The following is a 19,196-nucleotide window of genomic DNA, read 5'->3' on the forward strand; positions in this document are numbered from 1 at the left end:
GGTTACAAAAGGCAATCAGTTTGTAAGTGGCCGCTTACAAATCTCTTGCACCGAGAAGTGAAAATTGTAATCGGCTCGATTGTGCATGGGCGTTTAAGAATGCATCATATTGGCCAGCGCCAAACTCAGGGACGGACACAGGGAAAGTAGGATGGAAAACAAGCAGATACTGGTCGTCGATGACAACCTCGACCTTCGTGAAGCCTTGTCAGATTACCTTGGCCGCGCAGGGTTTGAAGTGCTTTGCGCGGAAAACGGCGGCGTGATGTGGCAACTGCTCAACGATCACCATCCTGATTTGATCATCCTCGATATTATGATGCCCGGTGAAGACGGCTTTACCCTGTGCCAGAAACTGCGCAAAAACTCCGATATCCCGATCATCATGCTGACCGCCGTCACTGAAGAAGCCGACCGAGTCGCGGGGCTAGAAATGGGCGCTGACGACTACATCACCAAATCATTCAGCCCGCGTGAACTGCTCGCACGAATCAAAACCATTCTGAGACGCAGCCAATCGACCGCCAATAGCAAACTGACGCGTAAAGTGCGTTTTGACGATTGGTTGTTAGATACCGTAACCCGGCAACTGACCCACGTTGCTAGCCGCGAGGTCAAGCAACTTAGTGGCGCGGATTTGTCGCTGCTCGGTTTGTTCGTCAACCACGCGCAATCAATATTGTCTCGCGATGACATTGCGCGCGAGATCTGGGGACGCGATGCCGACCCGTTTGAACGCGGCATCGACGTGCAGATCAGCCGCTTGCGTCATCACCTTGAAGATAAAGACCGCTCGCTGATCCTAACGGTGCGCAACAAAGGCTACATGCTGACCACGGACGTGCATTATGAGAATTAAACTCTGGACGGGATCACTGGTCGTTCGTACCAGTGTGTTCTTGTTGCTGGTGATCATTCTGGCGCAGGTATTATCCGGGATTATCTGGTATCAACACGCCAGCGAACGCGATAAAGAGGGCCTGACCACCACAGTTAAAAGCTTAGCACTGAGCGCTTCTTCCACCATCGCTTTCTTTCAAACCCTCCCTTCTGAATATCGCCACTTGGTGCTCAATCAACTGCGCAACATGGGCGGCACGCGCTTTTTCGTCTCACTCAACAATCACCAGATTAACGTCGACCCACTGCCAGAGAGCGAGCGCAAAACGTTGGTCATCAACCAAGTTCGTGAAGTATTAGAAAACGAGCTAAGCGGCATTCCTAATATCGAGGTGGAGTTTACCCAGCGCGACAAACTCAAAGTGTTCAACAACGAGCTACCTATCGACGAACTGCCACTATTGTGGGCGCATTATTCGCTTTCGTTTGGTGACCTCAACCCACCCATTCTGGTGATGCAGGTCGAAGTCGCGCAGAACGAATGGTTTTATCTCGCGGCGGTGCTACCCGCGCCTTACATCAACCTAGAGACTAACTATTTTGAGCTGCGCCAATGGCTGACGCTATTGCTGTCCGCGTTAATGCTGTTGCTGTGTACCTGGTTTATCGTTCGCAAAGAGATTCAACCGATTCGAGAGCTGGCAAAAGCCGCAACCCTGATGTCGAGCCGATTAGGCGTGCCCGAAGTCTCTGAGCGCGGCAGTAACGAACTGAAAGCGGCGGTACGTGCGTTTAACAAGATGAATCGACGCATCGACAGCCACATTAAAGACCGCGAGATGCTGTTCAGCGCCATCTCCCACGATCTGAAAACGCCGATAGCCTGCCTAAAACTGCGGGCGGAAATGCTGGATGACGACGCCGACCGAGAACGCTTTATCCGCCTGAGTAACGACCTAGACTTGATGGTCAAAGGCGCATTGCAATGCATTAAAGAGACCGATATCCACGAGGAAATCGAGCCGATCAATTTCACCCAACTGATTCAGCACATTTCCGCCAATATCGCCGATGCGCCGGACACAATTCGCATCCACGGCGAAATCCGCACCCACTTTGCTGGTAAACCATTAGCGATTAAACGCTGTATTCAGAACCTGGTCGATAACGCGCTCAAATACGGCCATCAAGCGGACATTACGCTGAGTGAAAGCCCAGAGTCGATCCAGATTGAAATTGAAGATCACGGTGACGGTGTTGACGATTTATTACTTGAAAAGCTCTGCCAGCCATACTTCCGCGCTAGCAACGATAAAGAAGGCAGTGGGCTGGGGTTAACCATTTCACAGAGTATTGCAAAGGCTCATGGCGGCAGTTTGTTGCTGAGCCATTCTCAGTTTGGCGGCCTCTGCGCCACACTAACTTTCCCGAGAGACTGACTATGAACAAACTGGCATTATTGTTCCCACTGTTGCTCGCCCCTTGCGTCGCTCACGCTGAGTCGCCACAAGGGGTAGAGTTTTTACATTGGTGGACTTCTGACGGCGAACAGCAAGCGCTGCAAACACTTAAAGCGCAACTGAAACAGCACGATATTGAGCTGCTGCAAAGCCCGGTGTTAGGCGGTGGTGGTGACAGCGCGATGACGGTACTGCAAGCTCGCGCGCTGGCGGGTAATCCACCGAGCTTCGCGCAAATCGAAGGGCCAAGTATTAAGGCGTGGGATGCCATCGGTATTTTGCACAACGTCAACGAGGTTGCCGATGAGCAGCGCTGGGACGAGGTGCTCTACCCGCTGTCTATCGAAATCAATAAAACACAAAACGGCTATATCGCCCTGCCACTTACGCTGCACCGTTTGAACTGGCTGTGGGTCAACCACAAGCTGCTTAAACAACTGAATCTATCCGCGCCGAAAAACTGGCAAGAGATGTTCGCCGCCATGGAGCTTGCTAAGCAAAATGGCATTGTACCGATCGCGGTTGGTGAGCAGCCGTGGCAAGTCGCCCAACTTTTCGAGAACTTAGTGATCTCCACTGGCGGCGTTGAGTTCTACACCAATGCAATGGTTAAACTTGAGCGAGACAGCATCGACAGTGATACCCTGCGCCAAGCGTTGACGCAATTTCGCCGCCTGAGCTTGTTGATCGACAACCAATTACCCGACAGTAAGTGGGATACGGCGACCCAAGCGCTAGCCGACGGTCAAGCGCTGTTTCAAATCGGCGGTGATTGGATTTTGGGTGAGCTGCTCGCCAATCAAGTCTCAGTTCCGCAAGAGGTCGGCTGTTACCCAACGCCTGACAGCGATGGTGTATTCCTCTACAACATGGACAGCTTGGTGTTTATGTCGAGCAAGTCGTTTTCTTCCGAGGCTGCTCAGCAAACCGCAAGCGCGCTGGCAGACGTCGAGTTTCAAGCTAAGTTCAATAAGGTAAAAGGCTCGATTCCGGTACGCACCGATATCGACATCAGCGATTTTAATCCGTGTCAGGTCCAGTCATATCAAGACTTTCACTACGGCGTTAAACACAACCTCGCTGTGCCGAGTATGATTGATTCAATGGCGGTCAATCCGGTTGCTCAGCAAGCGATAAACTCGGAAATCTTCCGTTTTTACCGCAATCCCAAGATGGAACCCGACGAGCTGATAAAACGCATTATTGCTATTTCGCAAAGCGGTTAATGGCAATGAATTTGTGCCGAGTGGAATAAAAAAGCCCCAATGATTGGGGCTTGAGTAAAGCGAAGTGTGCCGTTTAGAAATAGTGGAAGATCGGCGGTTCATGCATCAAGAAGTTTTGATGGGAGATGTTCCACGCATAGGCGCCCGCTAAGGTAAACACAACATAATCACCAATATCGACGTGGGCGACGTGTTGATTGCGTGCCAGCACATCTTTGGGCGTACAAAGCTGGCCGACAAAGGTCGCTTGTGCATGCTGAATTGAGTGAGAAATCTCATGGTGTTGCTCGCTTTTCAGGATGACGAATGGATGATCATGGCTCTGCGCTGCTGGCGTGCGGAAGTGGTGAGTTCCCCCGCGTGCGATGACAAAGTTTTCGCCAAGATTTTGCTTAATATCGAGCACTTCCATCACGTAATAACCACATGCCGCCGTGATGAAACGTCCGCATTCAAAACGCAGTGTCCAATCTTGCACTTGCTCTTTAGCGATGAGGAATTCCAACTTGTCGCAAAACTCCATCCACGGAAAGTGTTGCTCAGGGTTTTGGTAGTTAATCCCCATGCCTCCGCCTAAGTTGATCATCAGCTCACCGAGTTCAAACTCTTGTTGCCACGCTTTCACGACTTGGAAATAGCGCTGCATTAACGCTAAGTGACGTTCAACATCAAGCTGATGCGACATCAAGTGAAAATGGAAGCCTTTCAGTGACACTTGCGGGAAATCGCGCAGCAACATCAAAGCATTGCTCAGTTCGGACTCGTCCAAACCAAAAGGAGTCGGCTTGCCACCCATCGCCAACTTACTGAGCGTGATGTCGCCAATATCAATGTTCATACGCAAAAAGATCGAAGCAGGGCGGTTGAGGCGCTCGGTTATTGCTCCAATGCGCTTTAGCTCGGTGAGGCTTTCGACATGAATTGCATCAACATCCAGCTCAATCGCTTGTTGCAATTCACTTGGCATTTTTCCTGGGCCACCGAAGATCAATGGCTTATCGAGTTGCTGCTGGTGGAGGTGTGCCAACTCCCCGCCAGATGCCGCTTCAAAACCATCGACATACGGCGCGAGCGTTTTGAGAATCGGGCCCGATGGATTGGCTTTGGCTGCGTAAAATAGCTCGACATTTTTCGGCAAAACGTGACGCAGTTGTTTGATGTGTTCTTCTAAGGCGTTTAGGTCATACACGTACGCGCACAAGGGTTGATTTTGCTGCTGTGCGAGCGTGTGAACTTGCTGGCTAACGCGTGTCGGTAGGGAGAGTGAATTAGACATGTTGCGCTCCTTTTTCGTGTTGCTGCCAAGGCGCGGCGACTTGGGTATAGCCCGACTCCTTATCGGCTTTTTGCATCAAACGCGTGGTGAAATTATTTTTGCTTGGGAAGTGACCGCCATTCAGCAACGCTTCTAGTTCCGGCTGTTTTCCATTCACTGATTGCCAACGCACAATGGCACTTTGCACCGCATTCCACAGCGTTTGCTCTAGTGGCTCATCACCTTCTGCGATGAAGAAAATCGCTTCGCTGATGTTGTTGATGAAGGTGCAGTATCCGATGCGATTCCAGCCTTGTTCGCGACTGTAGTAAACCGATTGTCGCGCGCGTTCAGACAAATCAGTTAATGTTTCTGCTGGCCAAAACTCCGGCAGTAATTTAGTGCCTTCCAAATCACGAATCCAAACACAACACGGCATCTCTTGCTCAAAGCCAATCAAGGTGTTTTGCAAATGCGGCTCAAACGCCACCCCGTGTTTGAAGTAGTAATTAAACACGCCCGGAATTAGGCAATGCAAATAGCGTTCAAACCACAGTGTCGCGATGTCGGAATAGCGATTTTGCGTAGTACGCGCTTTGTTTTTAAGGCGTTGAGCAATGCAACTGTTGCCGTTTTTGTCGTAAGCAAACAGAGCGCCAGCGAGGGTTGGTTTTAAGATATCGACTTCGCTCAGCGAGAAATTTTCGCGATACAAAATCCCAAACGATTCGCGCGCTTTGGTGTTGTCATCCCAATTACGCTCAGCGACACTTTCTAGATTTAATGTGGTGGCGTAAGGCTCTGTCATCACTTTAAATACAGGGTTGTGCAGCTGTTCGTTTTCTCGAATCGGTTTGAGAATCGACGTGAGCTGCACGGCGCTGTCGAGTTCGTACCACGCGTTTTTACGCACGCAATTGGTTAATCGTACGTTGATGGAGAATTTCGCAAACCAGTCCATATCTGGGTGGTAGAGGGTACGAACTGAAGAGGTCGGCTGCATCTTTTCACCACCTAAACCCAGTGGCGTGATTTTGCCTTGTTCAATGGAGCGCTTCACGCTTGGGTTGCTCAAAATGGTGTAGCTTTCCCAAGGATGGCAAGGGTAGAGGGTCTTCCCATTGCTGGTGGTGTGTTGTGGCGCGAGCTGTTGTAGCATGTGCTGCGCAGGGTTAGCTTCTCCGTCGGAACTCAGCACATCAAGTAAGGACGTATCCACTTCAAACCAGTACAGCGGGACTTGCGCGCCGACTTCTGGAGAAAACGCCAAGAGATCATCCATGGTGACGCCCGAACGACTTTTCGGGGTCGGATGGAAAGTATGCCCCCAAATCAGAGATTGTTCCGAAGCGATAAATTCGTTGTGATGCGATTTGGGCGCGACGTTGAGAAACTGCTCGGTAACCAGCACGCTATTTTCCAGTTGTTCGATCAGCTCATGGTTAAATGGGATCGCCAACACCTGCTTGAGATAGTTAAGCAAAAGCGTAAGAGTTTGCGTGGCATCCAATTTCGCCCAACCAGAACCCGGCATTTTCGCCCAAGGCAGTTCTGCCAATTTGATTTTTCCCAGTTTACTCGCATAGTGAACCGGCAAAACCAGCAGGCCATTTTGTTGAGAAAGATGAACGGCTACCCGCTGCTTGGCGGAATAGTTGCGTTTTAACGTTTGGGGTAGCGTTGTCGATTGGTAGTGCCATTCCACTTGTTGATTCGGTAACGCAAATTCCCGTAAGTAACAATTAAGAACACCCATTATCGTGTTGAGTTGGGCTTTCTCACGATTGAGCTGCACATCATGCGCGCGCAACTCGCTAGTCTGAGAGGATTGAGTTTGTAACATGTTGATTTCCAAATTTTGAATGGAGAACCAGCGCGATCAAGGTGATTACGCTGACTATCGCAGAAAGTAGGAAAGGAACCTCAAGTAGCCCCAAGCTAGAAATGAAAGAAGCGCAAAATCCCGCCGCCACGCCACCCCATTTGGACATGGCATCAAAGCGAGAAAATACTTTGCCACTGAGTTTGCGATCCAGATTGCTCGCAAGATGCTGATGTAATCCGTGATAACAACACACCATCGCGATGCCGAAGATAATTCTCGCAGCAATGAGTGCGATTTCGGACGCAATCAAATGCAAGGCAGAGCTCACGGCAAGCAATGCAAACCCGAGCCACAACGTGCGCAGCGGTTGATGGCGATTCAGCCCATCTGACAACACGTGGATTTTGCCTGCCAGCAACAGATAGACGCCATGCGGCAGTGCGTACAAAAAACCGATCCATGCGTGGTGAGTGATGCCATATTGCTGCACAAACGGCGAGAAATAAGGAAAGGTCACCACCATAGAAAACGCAAACCCGAACTGAGCAAAGAAGATCCAACGAATGGCATGCATTGCGTTTTTCTTTGCAACAGGTTGTTCTTGCTGAGATTCTGAGTTTGGCTTTTCGAGGTTTTGTTCGGCGGGTTTATCCGCTGGCAGTGTTAGCGTGATGCCCATAGCAATTAAAGGCAAAACGCATAACCAAAGGTATGCGTTGAGCGGGTTGGTCTCTGACAAGCTCCAGCCAAGCCCAATGGGCGCAACGATCAGCGCCAAGCGAGCAGATAGTTGGGTTTTATTGAGTGACTTGCCGAGTGTTTTGGCTTCTTTAATTTGACTAGATAAGTAGCTGTTCGAGGCGGCCATGGTGCCGCCAAAGGTTCCTTGAACAATAAGACCAAACACAAACATGGCGAGGTTGTCTGCCAAGCCGCACAGCGCAAACCCTGTTGCAAGGCCAAGTTGCGCACGCAAGAGTGAGCGGCGGCGACCGTAGCGATCGGCAAAGTTGCCCCAAAATCGCGCTGCCAACGCAGTACAAAACGTAGGTAGGATAAACAATACCCCTGCCCAGTCCGCATCAATGCTTGCGCCTAACGTTGGCAACACGACGGGTAGAAATAGCGGCATACCTAACGCGGCAAACGCAGCGATAAAGTGGCACAACAACACACTGTAGATGAGTTTGGTCATAATCGTTTAACGTACGCTTTTTTTGATGGCTTCTATGTAGGCGCGTTGCGCTTCTTCGCTAGAAAGCAGTAAGAAGTTCGGGGCCGACAAACCATAGAACTTATTGATGTCGCTCGCGCCGGAGGCTTCTTTCGAAAGCAAACTGCCAGAGCTCAACAAGTACTTGGCGTACAAATCAGGTGCTTCTTGCAGTAACTCGCGTGCCAGTTTTATCTCTAACCCTCCGCTTTCTAGTCGGTTGAGTTGCTCTGCAATGCTTTTGGCCACGATGGCGTAAAGCGATGCAGAAGAGGCAATGCCCTTCGCTGCCATGGCTTCTACAATCGCTGCGATATCCAGTTGTAATGTGATGGTGGTAAACATCTGACCGAGCGCCAATTCATTGTCGACTTTGATGCGTTGGTCGAGCAGTTCATCACAATCCACGGGAGTTGTTCCTGCGACGTGTTTTTGGGCAGCATGCTCTGTTGCAAAGTGGAAGCGCTCTGGCCAAATTCGCGCCGCGTCGTTGTCTTTCATCGCGAGCGTCATTTTGCCCTGTTGATCAAATGCAATGATGGCGTTTTGCTGGTTGGACTCCAATGCGATGCCATAACGAAGCCACAAGGTGAGGTGCACTTGGCATAATAGATCGACGTAATCTTGGAACCACGCCAGCGTATCTTGTTGATAGTAATGTTCTGCCAAATGTTCTAAGAACAAGCGGTCGTCAGGCATTGGGCTTGCCAGTGCGGCAACCGGAACTAGCGCTTTGTCTTCGCAATGAATAAGTGGGTACTCACGTACGATGTACGCGAAGGTTTTATCCTCGCCGACGTGTCCACCGTGTTTTTCGTTGCAATGGAACAAGCGACTGTTTAAGTCGGCGTCCGTTTGTTCAAGGTGGCTGAGTAGGCGTTCAAACCAGTGGCCGTCATACAGTGTTGAAGGCTTGATTAAGCGAATATTTTTTGTGCCTAGCGATCGCATGATCAGCGGAACCTTGATGTGAATGTGCGGTGCCTCGTTGACGACCACAGTACGAACGGAAAGCGTCGGCGTCACGTCTAGATACGTTAAAGGCGCTTCTATCATACCTTCGGGTAAGGCTTCTAAAGATCGCAGGGTGAGCGGATGCGCAGGGAACAGTACGTGGCTCAGTGCAAAATCAGCAGGAAGCCCAACTTGCTCCATGGTTGGCCAGCAATCAGGTTGTTCGCTGGTTAATGTCACCAGTGATTTTTCAATCGCAATCCAATGCAGAGCAAAGCTTGGTGCAAACTCGGGCGCGTACTTAGCAAGGTCTTTATCGCTCAGACCAAACTTCGCCCGCGCAGTTGGATAGTACGGATGGTCAAGGTAAGAAGCGATCTGGTCGGCTAGCAGCAGTTTTTGATGCCAAGAACCAAGCTCGGATATTGGTTGAGAAATGTGGTCTGCGTGATGATGAAACGCTTGGTCACACAGCGCTTTGTGTTTCTCTGCACATTCCAGTTCTTGAAGGTATCCCGCCAGCAACTCGTGAGAGCTCTCGTGCGCCAGTGTCGTTAGTAGCGCAATCCACTCTTTGTAATGCTGTTGATGCTCGATTTGGCCATTTTTCTCCACCCACCAACCTGGTGGTGTTTCGTCATTGGCGTGACCGTAGCGCCAGTGCTGCATGTAATACGTTGGCGCAACAGGTAAATACAACGTGAAATCAGAGTTGGCAAATATCAGCCAGACTTGCTCGTCTTGAGGAACAATTACCCCTTTTGGCGCGTCTCTACTGAACTTGGCCTTCGACAAAATGCCAAACATGTCTTCGCGCAAGCAAGTGTCGATCAATCGTTGCGTTAGATACAAAGCGTTGTCATTCATGCTGCCACCTCACGAGTCGGAGCGAGATCGAAATTGCTAAGCGCGTTCTGCAGCGCTTGGTCGAGGTTTCGCCCTGATGGTGAGACAATCGAAATTCGGGCGAGATAATCCTTATTGGAATAACTCTGTTGGAAGTGTTCTCCAGCGGTTTTTAGTACCTGTTGCTGGGTGATGATATCGTCATCGTGTTGGATGAACGACGTCGAACCTCCGTCAATCACACCACTGTGTCCCGCAACTACGTAGTGCACGTGCGCTGACCCATGAATTTGGTAATCGCCGTCCAATCTTCGACCCAGATGCAGACCCAAAATCGTGCTAAACCAGCCGAAGTGAGCGAGATTGTTGAGCAAGAATTCGCGGCCATCTCCAATACTGCGGTAGTTGATTTCCACCAGAACTGGGCCGTTTTCCGTGATGATAAATTCGCTGTGGCAAACTCCAAAACCAACGCCGAACGCTTTCAGTTGAGCCAAGCAAGCTTCTCGGTGAGCAATGCCGTTTGGTCCGTTCCAGTCTGCGGCGGTTTCGATAAAGTAAGGCGGCTCAGAGAGCGACACATCAAAACCGCCCACGGCGATAAGTTGGTTACCGTCTCCTAAAGTTTCGAGCGTAACCAACGGTCCTTGAAGAAACTGCTCCACCAGAATGGCGGCGTTTGGGTGCTTTTGCCAAAACGCCTCGCAGTAAGCATCGAGCTCGCTTTGGGAGTCACAGCGCTGTACATCTAAACTTGCCACGCCTTCTTTGGGTTTTGCTACGACAGGGAAGGCCATGCCTAATGCCACATTCGAATGGCGATGCAGCAAACAGCTTTGTGTGTTGGGTAAGGATTTTTCATTTAACACTTGTCGAGTTAAGTGTTTGTTTTTGGCCTTTAACGTGACAGACCAATCTTTGGATGGGAGGCCAAAAAATTGCGCGCAGATGGCGGTGGAAGTTTGTAAGTGATCACTATTGCTGAAAATAGCGTCTGGCTTTAATTCATGCTCCGTGATGGTTTCGATGAGTTCTAATGGGTTGAAGACATCACATTCTAGAATGGTATCCGGATTAAAGTGACTATCACGACTCGCCAACTCTAAATGGCTGAGCTTATGGTCGGTGATAAGAACGACGTGAAGGTCCATCGCTTTAGCTGCAGGCACAAAGCCGTGAGTGACTGCATCGTTAACGACATGACTTACGATAATCATCGTAGATTTCATGAGCTTTCCTAATTTTCTAACATTTTCTTCTAACGTTGATAAAGTCGCTCACGGTCGTCTTCCAATGTGCCTCTCTCGAGACGGAGGGCAGAAGTTTTAGTGTTTATTGTTATGATATTTGGTTTTTTTTGTTGTTAGTTGTGTTTTTAGGGTAAATAAATATAGAGCATAAAATTAATATTGCAAATAGAAATAATATTTGTTCTTATTTCCATCCGTTGGCTTTATAACAACTAAACGGAATTATGGAATGAATAAATTATTGACCCTGACCCCCTTGGCGGTCGCGATTGGTTCTTCATTAGTAGCACCAAGCGCAGTGGCTTCAGAAGAGACGAACTCAACCCCATCAGCAACTGAAACGATTCAAGTCTTCGGTCATCAGTACGAAGGTTATGCTGAACACATGCCTCAATCAGGCACCAAAACCGATGTGGAATGGCTTGATGTGCCACAAGCGGTATCCGTAGTAACGAAAACAGAAATGCAAGACCGAGGCGCGGTGCGTTTAGTGGATGCGCTAGATGGGGTAGCCGGGGTCAATAACACCTTGGGCGAAGGCAGCCGCGATCAGTTCATGATCCGTGGTTTTGATTCACTCAACGATATGTACCGTGATGGCTTGCGAGATGACGGTACGTTGCAGTCTTACCGCAGCTTAGCGAACGTTGAACGCGTTGAAATTGTGAAAGGCCCTGCGGGTGCTTTGTATGGCCGCGGTTCGGCTGGGGGCATCATCAACTTGGTGACGAAACGCGCTAACGGTGAGAATTTTACTCACGTAAACGGTAGTGTAGGCAGCAACAACCAGTATGTTGGTCAGGTCGACAGCTCAATGGCGTTTACAGATAAGGTCAACGGGCGTATTAACTTGGAATACCGTCAAGCCGACTCGTACGTTGATCATGTTGATTCAAACGATTTCTTCATTGCACCGACCATTCGTGTGTTACCAGCGGACGGTCACACCATTGATATTGACGTGGAATACGCCCATCAAGAACTAGTGCCGTATCGTGGTGTGCCATCAAAAAATGGCAAGCCAGTTGATTTGCCAGTAAGCACTTACTTTGGCGGCACAAACGACTATCAGGAGTCAGACAGTCTCCGTATTGCGGTGGATTACGAATGGCGTCTGAATGATCAATGGGTATGGAACAACCGAGCGGCGTTCAACCATATCGAACTTGAGCAAAAAGGCACGCGTCAGGGCAAAGTGACGGGTAATGAAGTGTCTCAAACCGTCAACAACTTTGGTTACGATCCACGTACTACGACCACTTTACAATCTGAGTTGGTTTGGGAAACCAGGGACAATCAATTGATGGTGGGTGCTGATTTCAACCAGATCGATATCGACCTAACGTTGGCAAGTGACAAAACGCTTCCTCCGCAAAATATCTACGACCCAGTCGTTGGTCCAACGCCTGATCCGGGCTTTAAGCCATTTCGTGACAATACCACCACCACGACAGGTTTGTATGTGCAAGACGTCTATACGTGGGGTGACCTTTCTTTGATCGGTAACGTGCGTTACGACTCGATGGAACTCGAACAACAAAAAGCGGGCTCAGATAAGGAAAAATTGGATGATGACAAAGTCAGCTACCGTGCTGGTTTGGTATACCGCATCAATTCCGACACATCCGTATACGCCAGTTTAGCGCGCTCTTGGCAGTTACCGTACGCTGGTATCTACATCAATCCAAAATTGGCGGAATTCTTCCACACCGACTTAAAAGAGGTGGGTGCGAAAGCGTACCTTTTGGATAACGCATTAATGTTGAATGCGGCACTGTTCCAGATTGATCAAGAGCAACCACAAACTAAAGTGGACGGCGATGTGATCGATAAAATTGAAGTGCGTCACCAAGGTATTGAATTAGAGGCTCGCGGTCAAATCACCAAACAGTGGGACATCTCTGTGGGTTACAGCTACTTAGATGCGGAAGACAAAGCCACAGGCAAAAAGCCTAACGATGTATCAGACCACTTGTTCTCTCTTTGGAGCACTTACCAATTGGATGACAACTGGCGTTTAGGCGGTGGTGTGAAGTACGTGGGCGACCGTTACGCAGGTAACGACGAAGCCGTCGCACTTGGCGATTACACAACGGTGGATTTGATGGCGGCGTACACCACTGGTCGTCACAAAATCCAAGCGAACGCTTACAACATTTTGGATGAGAAATACATTCTTGGCGCAACAAACGGCACGTCTGGCTTAAACCAGATTGGCTACGGCGCACCAGCCGAGTTCATGCTCAGCTACGGATATCAGTTCTAGGCTTTTTGTGCGTAGTTAGCGCCTGTTAGCCGATTTTTTCCTCATATTGAGGATGTTTAGCCCCGAGAGCCTACGGGATGTATTCTGCCCGAGGCTCAATTTCTCGCAAAGGAGATCTTAATGTCTTACCAGAATTTGGATGGTAAAGTGCGTGTACGTGCTGGTTTGTCTACCACTTACAGTGTGCTTGCGATTGCAATCGCTTCTGCCACATCCATGAGCGCGGTTGCCGCTCCTGCTAAAAAAGAACAAACTACCGCGATGGAAACCGTCGTTGTCACTGGTAGCGTGATTGGTAAATCTGAAATTGAAGACGTCAAAGAGTACCCAGGTGCTCGTACCGTCATTACCCGCGATCAAATCGAGAAAACCGCCGCAGGCTCGATTGATAACGCGCTACAGCGCGTGCCGGGTATTAAAGTTCAGGATGAAAGCGGAACGGGCGTATTGCCTAACATTTCCGTACGTGGTTTGAAAGCAAGCCGTAGCGGTCATGCTCAGTTCTTGATGGATGGTGTACCGCTAACACTTGCGCCATATGGTCACACTGGTCAGTCTATCTTCCCAGCAACACTGTCGATGCTTGATCGTATTGACATTGTACGCGGTGGTGCCGCAGTACAGTACGGCCCAAACAACGTCGGTGGTGTGATCAACTTAGTGACCAAACCGATTCCACACACGTGGCAAACTGAAATCAGTAACCGCCTTACCGTGTTTGATGGCGGTGATGCGCCGTTGAATGATTTTTACCTACGCACGGGCGGCTGGTTAAGCGACACATTTGCACTGCAGTTGGAAGGTAACTTCCTAAAAGGTGAAAGCTTCCGTGAACATTCCGATACGGACGTGAAGAACTTTCAAGCTAAAGCACAGTGGCTATTGAGTGACACTCAAGAGATTCAAGCATTCCTGCAACGTTACGATGCTGAAACGCAAATGCCTGGTGCACTTTCGCCACAAGATTACGAGCAAGATCGTCACCAATCGAAACGTCCTTACGATGATTATGAAGGTAAGTCGACACGCTGGAGTGTTAAGTACATCCACGATTTGCCATTTGCCGACAGTGCTGAGCTAGAAGTGCTAACGTTTGGCCATAAGTCAGAGCGTCTTTTCAAGTGGGGCTTTAACAGCGCGGGTGGCCATTGGGCGGATCCGGCTCTGCCAGCGACGGACGTTCGTACCTCTCCACGTGAATTTACCGTGTATGGTATAGAGCCAAAAATGGCGATGTACTTTGGCGAAGGTAAATCCGTTACTCAAAACTGGATCGTGGGTACCCGTTATGTTAACGAAGACATTGACTACAAACTCACTCAGACTCCAATCGCTGGTGGTGCAACCAGCGTTCCGCGTGATTGGCATTTAGATACGGACGCGTTTGCTGGATACGTTAGCAACGAAATTGGTTTGTTCAATGATACATTGAAGGTAACGCCTGGGTTGCGTGTTGAGTCGGTTCGAATGACATTTACCGATCGTGGTAAAAAACAAACGGCAGACAACACCGTGACGGAATGGTTGCCAGGTTTGACGGTGGCATACAACTTAACTGAACAGTGGGTGACGTATGCGAACGCGCAAAAATCACTTCGTGCGCCACAAATTGCCTACATCCGAGGTTTGGGTGAAGAAGGTAGCGAACTGGCTTGGAACTACGAAGTCGGCGCGCGTTACACCCAAGATGCGACCAGCTTTAACGCTGCACTTTATCGCATCGACTTTGAAGATCAATTGCAATGGCAAAGCTCAACGCAGACCTTCGATAACATCGGAAAAACACTTCACCAAGGCATAGAGCTTTCTGCTCGTTACGTGCCTGAAGCACTACCTGCACTGAGTTTAGGCGCAAGCTACAACTATCTAGACGCTACGCTTGAAGAAGAAGGCACGAATAAAGGTAATCAACTGCCTTACACCTCTAAGCATCAGCTTGGTTGGGATGCAACCTACGCATTTTACGGCATGGACACCACGCTATCGGGCTTCTACTTTAGTGATTCGTATACCGATAACGCCAACACCAGTGCCGAAGATGCAACTGGCGCAACGGGTAAAGTACCATCTTACATGGTGTGGAATTTCAACTTGGGGACGGATTTATACAAAGACGACAAAGGCAAGTTACGCATGAATGTTGCGGTGAACAACTTGTTTGACGAGGAGTATTACTTCCGCGGGATTGATACAAGCCCAGTTGGTCGGTACCCAGCTCCGGGACGCTCTTACACACTGGATCTGAACTATCAGTTTTAAGCGTTTCGTTCACCGAGTTTGAAAAGAAAAGTCGCCAATTTACCTTGGCGACTTTGCCGATCTTAGGTAATGGAAAACTCTTAGCACTGGAAAAAAGCAAGATGAAAAATAAAAAACAATTTACGATCAAACACTTTTCAACCGTTTTGCTGATGCTACTGAGCTCAGCTTTGATGTCATTTAGCGCATTTTCTCAGGCGCGCAGCGTGCAAGATGAGCAAGGCACGTTTGAGCTAGAAGCGATACCTCAACGTATTGTGGTTTTAGAGTTTTCGTTTGTCGATGCATTAGCGGCAGTCGATGTCTCACCGGTAGGCGTCGCCGATGACAACGATGCCACACGAGTTATCCCTGCTGTTCGCGCTAAGATTGAACCTTGGCGATCGGTCGGCATGCGTTCACAACCGAGTTTAGAGGCGATTGCGGTGCTCAAGCCTGATTTGATCATTGCTGATGCAGAACGTCATCGCGCGATTTATCAGGATTTGCAGCGAATTGCGCCAACTTTGCTGTTAAAAAGCCGTGGTGAGACATATCAAGAAAATCTCGAATCCGCACACAAAATCGGCGTGGCAATTGGCAAACAAGCGAAAATGACACAACGAATTGAGCAGCACAAACAGACAATGGCGGAGTTCAAACAGCATTTTGCAACACAAGAAACCATTCAGTTTGGTGTGGTTTCTGACAAAGGGATGTGGCTGCATAGCCCGGTTTCTTACGCTGGGGGCGTTTTGAGTACGCTGGGCATCCAAAGCCCGCTGGCTCCATCTGAGCAAAAAGCGTATATCCCAACCAGTTTCGAACTTTTACTAAAAACCAACCCTGATTGGTTGTTAGTTGGACTTTACTCTCAACCAAATATTGTGGATGAGTGGCGCAAAAACCCATTATTTAAGCTGCTAACAGCTGCGAAAAAACAGCAACTTGTTGAGGTCTCTCCTGAACTGTGGTCGTTAAATCGCGGCATGTTGGCTGCGGAAGAAATTGCCCGCAATCTTGAAGCGTTATTGGAGCGCTCATGAGTGCGGCGATAAGCTCGGAAAGCGCGTCTTCGGTTAGCAAATCGCATTGGAAAGCGAGCTTGTTTGTCTGTGCTATGGCGTTGTGTACGCTCTCAGGCTATGCAGCCTCAATGATTGGCTGGTCCAACTTTTCTTTGAGCGTTAATGATCTGACAAGCTATTGGTTTGCGTTTGATGAGGGTAATATGCTGCATCAAATCCTCGAGACGCTGCGTGCGCCTCGTACCTATGCTGGGTTACTAATTGGCGCTTCGCTTGCGGTATCTGGAGTGCTGATGCAAGGATTAACTCGTAACCCTTTGGCGTCGCCATCCATTCTCGGCATTAATGCTGGTGCGGCTTGTTTTATGGCCTTGGCGTCTATCGGCGTACCATTCTTTAGTCAATTGAACCCAATCATCAACGCAGTACTCGGCGCGCTACTAAGTGGTGGTGCGGTCATGTTGTTGGGCGGTTTTTTCTCCGCGCGTTCTCACCCATTGCGTTTAGTGCTAGCGGGCATTGCCATCAGTGCACTGCTGATAGGGTTAACTCGTGCGTCGGTAATTTTGGCGGATGACATGGCTTACAGCGTGTTGCATTGGTTAACGGGTTCACTCTCCGCGGTAGATTCTGAGCAGTGGCAGCAACTGTGGCCTTTTGCGACTTTAGGTTTGGTGCTCGCCATGGGCTTAGCGCGAAACTTAAATTTACTCGCGTTGGGGGACGAAGTTGCTGTTGGGCTAGGTGGTAACATTCGCCTTACGCGATTTATCAGTGGTTTATCGGTTGTGCTGTTGGCAGGAACTAGCGTAGCGATTGCTGGACCAATTGGCTTTGTCGGGTTGTTAGTGCCGCACTTGGTACGCCCGATTGTTGGTCACAACTATCACATTCTCATTCCGGTTTCCGCCTTGTGTGGCGCGGCATTAGTGACGTGGTCAGATGCTTTATCACGAGCGATTGCTTTTCCGGCTGAAACGCCAGTGGGCGTGATTACCGCGCTGTTGGGCACACCTTGCTTTATCGCGATTGCAATGAGGAAATCATCATGATGAATCAAACCAAACTGTTTGCATTAGTTGGATTGTTGCTGATTGTGTCTTCTCTCACGCTGTTTGTTGGCGCGGCGAACATGTCGGCTCAACAGGTTTTTGCATTGCTGTTTTCTTTCTCTGACTCGGACTTTGTGATTCACCAATATCGATTACCGAGAATGTTGCTCGCCATTGGCGTGGGCGCTGGGTTGGGGCTGTCAGGCGTTTTAGTTCAAGGCGTCATCCGTAATCCACTTGCCTCACCAGATTTAATGGGGATAAGCGCCGGAGCAGGACTGGCGGCTACCGCTTGTTTGGTGCTGTATCCGAATGCGCCAGTGGCAATGTTGCCGATGGTCGCCATGGCGGGAGGCTTGCTTGCTGCTGGCTTTATTGCTGTGCTGGCTTACTGGTCGAAACCAACACCAGCACGTTTGGCGCTGATTGGTGTTGCTGTCAGCGCATTTTTAGCCAGCGGTATCGATTTTCTTCTGATTGTGCACCCTATCGAAATCAACACGGCGATGGTATGGCTAACCGGCAGTTTGTGGGGACGAAACTGGCAACAAGTGCCGTTTATTTGGAGTGCTTTATTGCTGCTACTGCCATTGGCGTTTTGGCTGGCTTGGCGGTTAGATGTGATGGGGCTGGGAGAAGAAAGCGCCACTACACTTGGCACGAAACCAAGACAGATCCAAATTCTTGCGCTGATTGCTGCCGTGCTATTGGCGAGCATCAGTGTGTCTGTGGCAGGCACGATCAGCTTTGTTGGCCTGCTTGCGCCGCATCTTGCGCGTTTGCTGTTTGGCCACAACCACAAGTTGTTGATTCCAGCCGCTGCAACCCTTGGCGCTTTGTTGGTGATTTGCGCCGATGGTTTAGCGAGAGGCTTACAGCCGCCAATTGAGCTACCAGCGGGAGTGCTAACATCTGTTATTGGCGCACCATATTTCATTTTTCTTTTGTATCGTTACAGAGGTTGGTAAGCATGTTACGAACGCAGAACTTATCCGTCGCGTACGGCAAACAGACCATCATTCCAGATCTCTCTTTGTCGATTCCTCAAGGTAAAATTACCGCACTAGTTGGTCCAAATGGTTGCGGTAAATCGACACTATTAAAAACCTTGGTACGCATCAATAAACCTGCTTCTGGCCAAGTGTTGTATAACGACAAACCACTAAGCAGCTACGGTGATAAACGCTTGGCGCGTTCGTTGTCTTTGCTGCCGCAGATTCTTGTCAGTCCTGAAGGTATTACCGTCAGAAAACTGGTCGAATATGGCCGCTCGCCTTATCTCTCTCATTGGGGCAGGTTAAGTCAACAAGACAAAGCCTTGGTCGAGCAAGCAATGCAAGATACTGGCGTGATTGAGTTTGCTGACAAGCCAGTTGAATCGTTGTCTGGCGGTCAAAGGCAAAGAGCGTGGATTGCGATGGTAATGGCGCAAGATACCGACGTAGTGATGCTTGATGAGCCAACCACTTACTTGGATCTCTCTCACCAAGTTGAGCTGATGAAACTCATGAGGCAGATGAACGACAAAGGCAAAACAGTGGTCGTAGTGCTGCACGATCTAAACCAAGCGTGCCGTTACTGCGATCATTTGGTGGTGTTGGAAAAAGGTCAGTTAGTCACGCAGGGAACACCGCAAGAGGTAATGACAGAAGGCATGTTGTCATCGGTGTTTGATTTACAAGCGAGAGTATTTAATGACCCAATCTCAGGCACGCCGATGTGTGTGGCGGTGTAGGTTTACGT

Annotated in this window: 14 protein-coding genes; 9 read left to right on the top strand and 5 right to left on the bottom strand. The window is 49.4% G+C overall.

Annotation, left to right across the window (positions count from 1 at the left end):
* The first annotated feature begins 151 nt into the window (after nt 1-151).
* The 3 genes from R7Q47_RS00885 to R7Q47_RS00895 are packed head-to-tail and all read left to right on the top strand — an operon-like array spanning nt 152 to nt 3,526.
* Nucleotides 152-859: a response regulator gene (locus R7Q47_RS00885; protein WP_005383484.1), complete on the top strand. Its 708-nt coding sequence runs from the start codon at nt 152-154 to the stop codon at nt 857-859.
* Complete coding sequence (locus R7Q47_RS00890) at nt 849-2,279, top strand: HAMP domain-containing sensor histidine kinase (RefSeq protein ID WP_318088520.1); 1,431 nt, start codon at nt 849-851, stop codon at nt 2,277-2,279. The genes R7Q47_RS00885 and R7Q47_RS00890 overlap by 11 nt, the downstream gene beginning before the upstream one ends.
* A 2-nt stretch (nt 2,280-2,281) precedes the next feature.
* A complete protein-coding gene (locus R7Q47_RS00895; RefSeq protein ID WP_318088522.1) occupies nt 2,282-3,526 on the top strand; it encodes an ABC transporter substrate-binding protein in 1,245 nt (414 codons plus the stop codon).
* A 73-nt stretch (nt 3,527-3,599) separates the two neighbouring features.
* Here the strand turns inward: R7Q47_RS00895 and R7Q47_RS00900 are convergent, their stop codons facing one another.
* The 5 genes from R7Q47_RS00900 to R7Q47_RS00920 are packed head-to-tail and all read right to left on the bottom strand — an operon-like array spanning nt 3,600 to nt 10,848.
* Nucleotides 3,600-4,802: a type III PLP-dependent enzyme gene (locus R7Q47_RS00900; RefSeq protein ID WP_213962291.1), complete on the bottom strand. Its 1,203-nt coding sequence runs from the start codon at nt 4,800-4,802 to the stop codon at nt 3,600-3,602.
* Nucleotides 4,795-6,624, bottom strand: coding sequence for an IucA/IucC family protein (locus tag R7Q47_RS00905; protein WP_213962292.1), 1,830 nt, complete (start codon nt 6,622-6,624; stop codon nt 4,795-4,797). The genes R7Q47_RS00900 and R7Q47_RS00905 overlap by 8 nt, the downstream gene beginning before the upstream one ends.
* Nucleotides 6,596-7,801, bottom strand: a complete 1,206-nt coding sequence (locus R7Q47_RS00910) for an MFS transporter (protein WP_248486094.1) — start codon at nt 7,799-7,801, stop codon at nt 6,596-6,598. The genes R7Q47_RS00905 and R7Q47_RS00910 overlap by 29 nt, the downstream gene beginning before the upstream one ends.
* Nucleotides 7,802-7,807: 6 nt before the next feature.
* On the bottom strand, nt 7,808-9,640 hold the full coding sequence (locus tag R7Q47_RS00915) for an IucA/IucC family protein (RefSeq protein WP_248486096.1): 1,833 nt from the start codon (nt 9,638-9,640) through the stop codon (nt 7,808-7,810).
* A complete protein-coding gene (locus tag R7Q47_RS00920; RefSeq protein ID WP_137282966.1) occupies nt 9,637-10,848 on the bottom strand; it encodes an acetyl-CoA carboxylase biotin carboxylase subunit family protein in 1,212 nt (403 codons plus the stop codon). Before R7Q47_RS00920 ends, R7Q47_RS00915 begins: the two co-directional genes overlap by 4 nt.
* Nucleotides 10,849-11,098: 250 nt before the next feature.
* Between R7Q47_RS00920 and R7Q47_RS00925 the strand changes: the two genes are divergently transcribed.
* The 6 genes from R7Q47_RS00925 (at nt 11,099) to fecE (ending at nt 19,188) form a co-directional block, all read left to right on the top strand.
* The gene (locus R7Q47_RS00925; protein ID WP_318088529.1) at nt 11,099-13,135 is read left to right on the top strand and encodes a TonB-dependent siderophore receptor; all 2,037 of its coding nucleotides are present in this window, start codon (nt 11,099-11,101) and stop codon (nt 13,133-13,135) included.
* A 120-nt stretch (nt 13,136-13,255) separates the two neighbouring features.
* Nucleotides 13,256-15,394 (top strand): TonB-dependent receptor family protein, encoded by a 2,139-nt coding sequence (gene pvuA / locus R7Q47_RS00930; RefSeq protein ID WP_206953106.1) that lies wholly within the window; start codon nt 13,256-13,258, stop codon nt 15,392-15,394.
* A gap of 101 nt (nt 15,395-15,495) precedes the next feature.
* Nucleotides 15,496-16,419, top strand: coding sequence for a Fe(3+) dicitrate ABC transporter substrate-binding protein FecB (locus R7Q47_RS00935; RefSeq protein ID WP_169628466.1), 924 nt, complete (start codon nt 15,496-15,498; stop codon nt 16,417-16,419).
* A gap of 74 nt (nt 16,420-16,493) precedes the next feature.
* Nucleotides 16,494-17,453, top strand: a complete 960-nt coding sequence (locus R7Q47_RS00940; RefSeq protein ID WP_318103839.1) for a FecCD family ABC transporter permease — start codon at nt 16,494-16,496, stop codon at nt 17,451-17,453.
* The gene (locus R7Q47_RS00945; RefSeq protein WP_213867930.1) at nt 17,450-18,421 is read left to right on the top strand and encodes a FecCD family ABC transporter permease; all 972 of its coding nucleotides are present in this window, start codon (nt 17,450-17,452) and stop codon (nt 18,419-18,421) included. Before R7Q47_RS00940 ends, R7Q47_RS00945 begins: the two co-directional genes overlap by 4 nt.
* A 2-nt stretch (nt 18,422-18,423) precedes the next feature.
* Nucleotides 18,424-19,188: a Fe(3+) dicitrate ABC transporter ATP-binding protein FecE gene (gene fecE, locus R7Q47_RS00950; protein WP_064354988.1), complete on the top strand. Its 765-nt coding sequence runs from the start codon at nt 18,424-18,426 to the stop codon at nt 19,186-19,188.
* Nucleotides 19,189-19,196: the final 8 nt, after the last annotated feature.

This window comes from Vibrio sp. Vb0349 (assembly GCF_033338975.1).

Excerpts from the sequence above, each read along its gene's own strand:
- R7Q47_RS00885 (WP_005383484.1), top strand. The coding sequence starts at position 152 with ATGGAAAACAAGCAGATACTGGTCGTCGATGACAACCTCGACCTTCGT.
- R7Q47_RS00890 (WP_318088520.1), top strand. The coding sequence starts at position 849 with ATGAGAATTAAACTCTGGACGGGATCACTGGTCGTTCGTACCAGTGTG.
- R7Q47_RS00895 (WP_318088522.1), top strand. The coding sequence starts at position 2,282 with ATGAACAAACTGGCATTATTGTTCCCACTGTTGCTCGCCCCTTGCGTC.
- R7Q47_RS00900 (WP_213962291.1), bottom strand. The coding sequence starts at position 4,802 with ATGTCTAATTCACTCTCCCTACCGACACGCGTTAGCCAGCAAGTTCAC.
- R7Q47_RS00905 (WP_213962292.1), bottom strand. The coding sequence starts at position 6,624 with ATGTTACAAACTCAATCCTCTCAGACTAGCGAGTTGCGCGCGCATGAT.
- R7Q47_RS00910 (WP_248486094.1), bottom strand. The coding sequence starts at position 7,801 with ATGACCAAACTCATCTACAGTGTGTTGTTGTGCCACTTTATCGCTGCG.
- R7Q47_RS00915 (WP_248486096.1), bottom strand. The coding sequence starts at position 9,640 with ATGAATGACAACGCTTTGTATCTAACGCAACGATTGATCGACACTTGC.
- R7Q47_RS00920 (WP_137282966.1), bottom strand. The coding sequence starts at position 10,848 with ATGAAATCTACGATGATTATCGTAAGTCATGTCGTTAACGATGCAGTC.
- R7Q47_RS00925 (WP_318088529.1), top strand. The coding sequence starts at position 11,099 with ATGAATAAATTATTGACCCTGACCCCCTTGGCGGTCGCGATTGGTTCT.
- pvuA (WP_206953106.1), top strand. The coding sequence starts at position 13,256 with ATGTCTTACCAGAATTTGGATGGTAAAGTGCGTGTACGTGCTGGTTTG.
- R7Q47_RS00935 (WP_169628466.1), top strand. The coding sequence starts at position 15,496 with ATGAAAAATAAAAAACAATTTACGATCAAACACTTTTCAACCGTTTTG.
- R7Q47_RS00940 (WP_318103839.1), top strand. The coding sequence starts at position 16,494 with ATGGCGTTGTGTACGCTCTCAGGCTATGCAGCCTCAATGATTGGCTGG.
- R7Q47_RS00945 (WP_213867930.1), top strand. The coding sequence starts at position 17,450 with ATGATGAATCAAACCAAACTGTTTGCATTAGTTGGATTGTTGCTGATT.
- fecE (WP_064354988.1), top strand. The coding sequence starts at position 18,424 with ATGTTACGAACGCAGAACTTATCCGTCGCGTACGGCAAACAGACCATC.